The 7,863-nt window shown below is 72.5% G+C and carries 6 protein-coding genes; 3 read left to right on the top strand and 3 right to left on the bottom strand.

The window, feature by feature from the left end:
- Positions 1-45 precede the first annotated feature (45 nt).
- Complete coding sequence (locus ACFRCR_RS14660; protein ID WP_377678526.1) at positions 46-1,800, bottom strand: MDR family MFS transporter; 1,755 nt, start codon at positions 1,798-1,800, stop codon at positions 46-48.
- On the bottom strand, positions 1,797-2,438 hold the full coding sequence (locus ACFRCR_RS14665; RefSeq protein WP_377678528.1) for a TetR/AcrR family transcriptional regulator: 642 nt from the start codon (positions 2,436-2,438) through the stop codon (positions 1,797-1,799). Before ACFRCR_RS14665 ends, ACFRCR_RS14660 begins: the two co-directional genes overlap by 4 nt.
- 250 nt (positions 2,439-2,688) lie before the next feature.
- On the opposite strand from ACFRCR_RS14665, the gene ACFRCR_RS14670 reads away from it, so the two are divergent.
- Positions 2,689-5,301 carry an ATP-dependent DNA ligase gene (locus ACFRCR_RS14670; protein WP_377678529.1) on the top strand — a complete coding sequence of 871 codons (2,613 nt, stop codon included), beginning with the start codon at positions 2,689-2,691 and terminating at the stop codon, positions 5,299-5,301.
- Between the two features lie 4 nt (positions 5,302-5,305).
- Here ACFRCR_RS14670 and ACFRCR_RS14675 read toward each other — a convergent pair whose 3' ends face one another.
- Positions 5,306-5,962: a GntR family transcriptional regulator gene (locus ACFRCR_RS14675; protein ID WP_377678530.1), complete on the bottom strand. Its 657-nt coding sequence runs from the start codon at positions 5,960-5,962 to the stop codon at positions 5,306-5,308.
- Positions 5,963-6,077: 115 nt separating this feature from the next.
- Here ACFRCR_RS14675 and ACFRCR_RS14680 point away from each other — a divergent pair, with 115 nt between their 5' ends.
- The gene (locus ACFRCR_RS14680; RefSeq protein WP_377678532.1) at positions 6,078-7,319 is read left to right on the top strand and encodes an amidohydrolase family protein; all 1,242 of its coding nucleotides are present in this window, start codon (positions 6,078-6,080) and stop codon (positions 7,317-7,319) included.
- 96 nt (positions 7,320-7,415) lie between these two features.
- A complete protein-coding gene (locus tag ACFRCR_RS14685; RefSeq protein WP_377678534.1) occupies positions 7,416-7,823 on the top strand; it encodes a VOC family protein in 408 nt (135 codons plus the stop codon).
- Positions 7,824-7,863 lie beyond the last annotated feature (40 nt).

Genomic DNA, 7,863 nt, shown 5'->3' on the forward strand with positions numbered 1-7,863 from the left:
CCCGACACGAGGTCGGGCGACCCGTCGTCGCGTCCAGCGGGAGTGCTACCGCTCGGGGCGCGCCCCGGCGCTCACGCTCTCCCCCCGCCCGACGGCGTCGCTCGCCTCGTCAGCGTGGGCGTCGGTGCCGGCGTCGGTGTCGGCGTCCGTCACCAGGAGCTGACCCTCGGCCAGCGACTCCGCGGCGATCTCGTGCTCGACGGAGGTCGCGAGCGGCTTCTCGTGGACGAAGCACAGGGCGATCGCCGCGATGATCGCGAGCGGCACCATGTAGAGGAAGAGCGGTACCAGCGCCTCGTTGTAGGACTCGATCACGAGGGCGCGCACGCCGTCGGGCAGGGACTGGACCAGGTCCGGGGTGAGCGAGCCCGTCCCGCCCGCCGACCCCGTGCCCTGCGGGAACTTCTCCGCGAGGAGCGTGGTCAGGCGAGCGATGAAGACGCTGCCGACCACGGCCGAGCCGAGGGTCGCCCCGACCTGGCGGAAGTAGTTGTTGGCGGCGGTCGCGGTCCCGACCTCGCGCAGCGGGAACGAGTTCTGCACGATGAGCGTGAGGATCTGCATGCTCCCGCCCAGGCCGATGCCGATCACCGCGAGGAACACGCAGATCATGGGCGTCGCGGTGTCCGCCTCGACGGTCGACAGCAGCGCCAGGCCCACGCCCAGGACCAGCGACCCGACGATCGGCGTGACCTTGTACTTCCCGGTGCGCGAGACCATCTGCCCCGTGATGACGGAGGTGACGAGCAGCGAACCCATCATGGGGATCATGAGCAGGCCCGCGACGGTCGCGCTGGCCCCGGTCGCCATCTGCAGGTAGGTCGGCATGTAGCCGATCGCTCCGAACATCGCGATGCCCGTCGCGAGGGCCGCGACGGTCGTGACCGTGAAGTTGCGGTCGGCGAACAGGTGCAACGGGATGATCGGCTCGTCGGCACGCTTCTCGACGAGCACGAACGCGACGGCCGCCACGACCGCGAGGGCGATCAGGCCGAGGATCGTCGCCGAGCCCCACGCGTACTGCGAGCCGCCCCACGTCCCGACCAGGACGAGCGCCGTGGTCGCGACGGCCATGAGGGCCATGCCGAGGTAGTCGTGGCGGACACGCTCGGTGCTGCGCGCCTTCTTGGGCAGGTGCAGGAGGAAGATCGCGGCGAGCGCCGCGACGACGCCCAGCGGGATGTTGATCCAGAAGACCCAGCGCCAGCCAGGGCCCTCGGTGAACCAGCCGCCGAGCAGCGGCCCCGCCACCGAGGAGACCGCGAAGACGGCCCCCATGATCCCCATGTACTTGCCGCGCTCGCGGGCGGGGATGACGTCGGCGATCGCGGCCTGCGACAGGATCATGAGCCCGCCACCACCGAGGCCCTGGACCGTGCGGCCCACGATGAGCAGGTTCATGTCGCCCGCGACGGCGCCGACGACCGAGCCCGCCATGAAGAGCAGGATCGCGGTCAGCAGCAGGGGTTTGCGCCCCAGGACGTCGGAGACCTTGCCGTAGATCGGCATGGTGATGGTCGAGGCGAGGATGAAGGCCGTGATGACCCAGCTCATGTGCTCGACGCCGTCGAGCTCGCCCACGATGGTGGGCAGCGCGCTCGACAGCACGGTCTGGTTGAGGGACGCGAGCAGCATCGTGACCATGAGGCCTAGGAAGAGCAGGACGATCCCGCGGTCCTTCTGCGTCGCTGCCGGGGCGTCAGGGGCGTCGGCCGGGGGCTGGGTGGGCGCGGCACCTCGGGTGGTCGTCGCGCCCCGGGTGGGTGCCGGCGTGCGGCCGGCTCGGGGGGTGGTGGTCATAGCGTGGCCTCGAAGACCTCTCGGAAGATGGTGATCGCTTCGCTGATGTCGGCCTCGGCGTCGGCGTCGCTCAGGGCGGTGCCGGGGTTGCGCGAGTACGCGAAGCGCATGATGGTGCCGGCGAGCATGAGGAGCGCTCGCGCGGTGTCGGGGCTGTCGGGCAGACCCAGCGACGCGAGCTCGCTGAACCCCGTCCCGTCCTCGGCCCGGTCGGACAGCAGGTCGTTGACCAGCCCCTCGACCTGGGAGACGTAGCCCATGGCGTGCTTGCGCAGCTCGGGGTGCTCCCGCACGAGCGCCTTGCGCTCGGCGAAGGGGACGCCGGGGTGGAGCGTCGAGCGCAGGATCGAGAGCAGGAACCGCACGACCCGCTCGAACGCGGGTCCCTCGGTCTCGGCACGGAAGGCCGCGAGCGCCTCGTCGGAGACGGTCGGGGGCACGAGCCCCAGGATCGCCTCCTCCTTGGTCGTGAAGTAGTTGAAGAAGGTCCGTGGCGAGACTCCCGCCGCGGCGGCGATCTCCTCGACGGTCGCGTGGTGGAGCCCCTTCTCACGGACCAGTGCGGCGGCCGCCTGGTGGATCGTGAGCCAGGTCTCGGCGCGCTTGCGTTCGCGGAGGGACGTCGGAGCGGTCTGCATGACTGCACTGTATGCACGACTGCAAAGATTGCACAACTGCACGTCCTACTACCGGGTGGCCCTGGCCCCCGTGCTCTCACCGCCCTCCGCCCACGCTGCCTGGGTTACCTGCGTCCGTCGCCGAGTGTGCAGTTCGGGCGGTCCAGCGAACCGGAGAACAGCCCGAACTGCACGCTCGACGAGTCGCCCGGCCACGAGCCCCCGCCTCACCCACCGAGCGCAACCACCCACCCCGGGCAACCATGGACCCATGGCCTCCTCGACGGCGGCGCAGACCGTGAGCGTCGGCGGTCACCGCCTCAAGCTCACCAACCTGGACAAGGTCCTGTACCCGGCCACGGGCACGACCAAGGGGGAGGTCCTGGCCTACCTCGCCGCGGTCGCGGACGTCCTGCTCCCCCACGCCTCGAACCGCCCGGCCACGCGCAAGCGCTGGCCGGGCGGCGTCGAGGGGCCCGTGTTCTTCCAGAAGAACCTCGACGCCGGCACGCCCACGTGGGTCCGGCGTCGCACGATCCAGCACAAGGACCACGCGAACGAGTACCCGCTCGTCAACGACCTCGCGACGCTCACGTGGCTCGGGCAGGTCGCCGCCCTGGAGATCCACGTGCCGCAGTGGCAGTTCGGGCGGACCGGCGTCCAGAAGAACCCCGACCGGCTGGTCCTCGACCTCGACCCGGGCGAGGGGGCAGGCCTGCCCGAGTGCGCCGAGGTCGCACGCCTGGCCCGCGACGTGCTGCGCGGCATGGGCCTGAACCCCCTGCCCGTCACGAGCGGGTCCAAGGGCATCCACCTGTACGCCGCGCTCGACGGCCACCAGACCGCCGACGAGGTCAGCGCGGTCGCGCACGAGCTCGCGCGCTACCTCGAGGCCGAGCACCCCGACCTCGTCGTGAGCGACATGAAGAAGGCGCTGCGCGGCGGCAAGGTGCTCGTCGACTGGAGCCAGAACAACGGCAACAAGACCACCATCGCGCCCTACTCGCTGCGTGGCCGCGCCCACCCGACCGTCGCGGCCCCGCGCACGTGGGACGAGCTCGACGACCCGGATCTCGCGCACCTCGACAAGGACCAGGTCGTGGAGCGCGTCCAGAGCATGGGCGACCCGCTCGCGGCGCTCACGGCCGGCCACCTGGCCTCTCTCGAACCCACGCCCGAGCGCATGGCGACGTTCGCGCGCAAGGGCGCGGCGCCGTCGGGCGGCGGCAGCACGGACGACAGCGGGCGCGACCGCACACCAGGAGACGAACCCCGCCGCGACCGCCTCGAGACCTACCGCTCCAAGCGCGACGCCTCCCGGACGCCCGAGCCGGTCCCGGGATCGGGTGAGCCGCCCGACGAGCCACCGGCGGGCAACAGCTTCGTCATCCAGGAGCACCACGCGCGCCGCCTGCACTGGGACTTCCGCCTGGAGCACGACGGCGTGCTCGTGAGCTGGGCCCTGCCGCGCGGCGAGCCGACCGACACGAAGCAGAACCACCTCGCGGTCCAGACCGAGGACCACCCGCTCGCGTACGGCTCGTTCGAGGGGACCATCCCGGCGGGCGAGTACGGCGGCGGCGAGGTGACCATCTGGGACGCCGGCACGTACGAGCTCGAGAAGTGGCGCGACGACGAGGAGGTCATCGTCACGCTGCACGGCGAGCAGCACGGGACGCGGCGGCTCGCGCTCATCCACACGGGGGGCCACGGGTCCTCCGGCAAGGGTGAGGAGAACAACTGGCTCATCCACCTCATGGCCCCGCGCGACGAGGGGCGGGCGCCACAGCACGCGACACGGCACGCCGCGCCCCGCGGCAAGGCGACCGGGCAGCACCCCACCGAGCACGACGACGGGCCCGCGGGTGCAGCCCTGCCCCGCCCCATGCTCGCGACCGCCGGGACGGTCGAGACGCTCACGGCCGAGGGGGACCCCGAGGACTGGGCCTACGAGATGAAGTGGGACGGCTTCCGGGTGGTCGCGCAGGTCACCGGCGGCGCCACGGCGCCCGGCAGCACCGGCGCCCCGACCGTCCGCCTCGTGAGCCGCAGCGGCAAGGACATGACCGTGACCTACCCCGAGCTCGCGGACCTGGCGGCCCGCGTCCCTCCCGAGGACCTGCCCGTGGTCGTGGACGGCGAGATCGTGGCGCTCGACGCGCGCGGTCGCCCGAGCTTCCGGCGGCTCCAGCAGCGCGCCAACCTCACCAGGGCGGGGGACGTCGCGGCGGCGCGCGCGAAGGTCGGGGTCGAGCTCATGCTCTTCGACGTCCTGTCCGTCGGGGGGCGCTCGCTCGTCCGGCGCACCTACGACGAGCGCCGCGCGATCCTGGAGGACCTGGTCGACGGGTCGGGGATCGTGCACGTACCGCCGGCGTTCGACGGCGACCTCGCGGGGGCCGTCGCGACGAGCAGGCAGCTCGCCCTGGAGGGCGTGGTGGCCAAGCGCCGCACGAGCACGTACACGGCCGGGCGTCGCTCGCGGAGCTGGATCAAGGTCAAGCACTCGCACAGCCAGGAGGTCGTGGTGGTCGGCTGGCGTCCGGGGCACGGGGACAGGTCGCACCTGGTCGGCTCGTTGCTGCTCGCCGTGCCCGACGACGAGGGGCTGCGCTATGTGGGCCGTGTCGGGTCGGGCTTCACCGAGAAGGACCGGCGCGACCTCGTGACACGGCTCGGCCGGATCGAGCGGGTCACGAACCCGGCGCTCGACGTCCCGGCCGCGGACGCCTCGGACGCCCGCTGGGTCACGCCGCACCTGGTCGGCGAGGTCGACTACGCGGACTGGACGAGCACCCCCGACGGCGACGGCAAGCTGCGGCACGCCGTGTGGCGGGGCTGGCGACCCGACAAGTCGCCCGAGGACGTGCGCCGGGAGGGGTGAGACCTCAGTCCCGCGGTGCGGCCTGGGCACGCCGGGTGCGCGCGGCGTCGCGGCTGGTCTGCACGTGCCCGACGGCGAGGCGCGCCGCCTCCTGCCCGTCGCCCGCGCGGATCGCGGCCAGGAGCCCGCGGTGCTCGTCGACCATCTCCTGGAGGTCGAGGTGCTGCCCGAGGAGCCAGCGCAGGCGGCTCGCGGTGATCGCGCCGATCTCGTCGAGGAGGGGGCTCGCGGCGGTCGTCGCGACGAGCTCGTGGAAGTCGGCGCCGGCACGGTGGGCGGCCTTCGCGTCGTGGTCGCGCGCGGCCCGGGCCTCGCGATCGAGGACGGCCTCGAGCGCGGCGACCTCGTCGGGGGTCCTGCGTTCGGCGGCGAGGCGGAAGGTCAGCGTCTCGAGCGCCGAACGCACCTCGATGAGGTCGTCGACGTCGGCGTCGGTGAAGGTCCGCACGACGGCCCACGTCCTGGGCCGCGGGGTCACGAGCCCTTCGGCGATGAGCGCCTTGAGGGCGTCGCGGACGGGGACGCGGCTCACGCCCAGCTCGGCCGCGAGGTCGCGCTCGACGAGCCGGTCGCCCGGCGCGCGGTCGCCGTCGATGATCTGCTCGCGCACGATGCGGGCGACCCGGTCCGCCTCGGGCTCGAACGGCTGGTCTGCGTTCATGCGTCCATCCTCCCGGAACCTTCGGCGAGAAATGGTATACCATTTACGACGGTGAGAGCCCCTGGGGGTGGGTCCTGCACCAGGCCAGCCAGCACCACCGGAAGAAGGACCCCAGATGCCCCCGTTCCCCACCTCTCCCCAGGTCGCCGTGTCGGTGCTGCGCAACGTCCGGCCGTGGGGCGGCGACCCCGTCGACCTCCACGTCACGGACGGGCACATCACCCGCGTGACGCCGCACTCCCCCACCGAGGCCGGGGCCCGCCAGGGGCGCACCGCGCCCGCCCCGGGCGAGGTCGACGGGCGCGGCCTCCTGGCCCTGCCCGGGTTCGTCAACGCGCACGCGCACGTCGACAAGAGCTGGTGGGGCAAGCCCTGGGTCAGCTACGGCGGCGAGGCCACCACGCAGGGACGCATCGCGCACGAGCGCGAGCACCGTGACGAGCTCGGCATCCCCGGGGTCGACGTCACGGTCGCCGTCCTGCGCGAGTTCCTGCGTCACGGCACGACGGCGATCCGCACCCACGTCGACGTCGACCTGGGTCTCGGTCTGCGCGGTATCGACGTGGTCCGCGAGTCCCTGTTCGTCCTCGGCGGCGCGGTCGACGCCGAGATCGTCGCGTTCCCCCAGGACGGCGTCCTGCGCCGGCCGGGCGTGCTCGAGCTGCTCGACGCCGCAGCGGCCGCCGGGGCCGAGCACATCGGCGGGCTCGACCCCGCCTCGATCGACCGCGACCCCGTGACGCAGCTCGACGGGCTGTTCGAGATCGCCGAGCGCCGGGGCGTCGGCGTCGACGTCCACCTCCACGACGGCGGCGAGCTCGGCGCGTTCCAGATCGAGCTCATGATCGAGCGCACGATCCGCGCAGGCCTGCAGGGCAAGGTCAACGTGGCGCACGGCTTCGCGGTCGGGCAGCTCCCGCCGACCCGCATGGCCGACCTCGTCGAGGCCATGGGCGACGCGGGCATCAGCATGACGACCGTCGCCCCGATCGGCGCCACCCCGCTCCCGCTCGACCTGCTGCGCGCGCACGGCGTGCGCGTGGGCCTGGGCACCGACGGCATCCGCGACCTGTGGGCGCCGTACGGCACGGGCGACCTGCTCGCACTCACGACCCGCCTGTCCCAGCTCGCGCGCTTCCGCCACGACGAGGACATCGTGCGCGCGGCCCGGCTCGCGACGAGCGACGCCGCACATTTCGTGGGACGCCCGGTGCACGACCTCGTCGAGGGCGCACGCGCCGACGTCGTGCTGGTCGACGCCGAGAACACCATGGACGCCGTGGTCCGGGCACCGGGCCGCGCGCTCGTCGTGGCCGGCGGCCAGGTCGTGGCCCGCGACGGCGAGGTGCTGGTCTGACCGGCCGATGAGTTCTCCGAGGACCGCCGGTCTACACCGACGACACCCGTCCTCGCCGCGGAGCCCAGCGCGGCGGCACGTCCGAAGGAGCACGTCATGACCGGAACCCAGATCTTCGTCAACCTGCCCGTGGCCGACCTCGAGAAGTCCAAGGCGTTCTACACGCAGCTCGGGTTCTCGATCAACGAGCAGTTCACCGACGAGAACGCGTCGTGCGTCGTCATCAGCGACACGATCTACGTCATGCTCCTGACGCGCGACTTCTTCCGTCGCTTCACGTCGAAGACCATCGTCGACGCCCAGAGCGCGACCGAGACCATCAACGCGATCAGCGCCGAGTCCCGCACGGGCGTCGACGAGCTCGCCGACCGGGCGCTCGCCGCGGGCGGGTCGCAGACCAACCCGCCCCAGGACGAGGGCTTCATGTACTCGCGCAGCTTCTCCGACCTCGACGGTCACCTGTGGGAGGTCATGTACATGGACCCGAGCACGATCGAGGGCTGACCTGCGGGGACACGACGGGCGGCGGCGCCGGGGAATGCCT

It is taken from the genome of Oerskovia sp. NPDC056781, from assembly GCF_042789955.1.
GTDB classification, from domain to species: Bacteria; Actinomycetota; Actinomycetes; order Actinomycetales; family Cellulomonadaceae; genus Oerskovia; species Oerskovia rustica.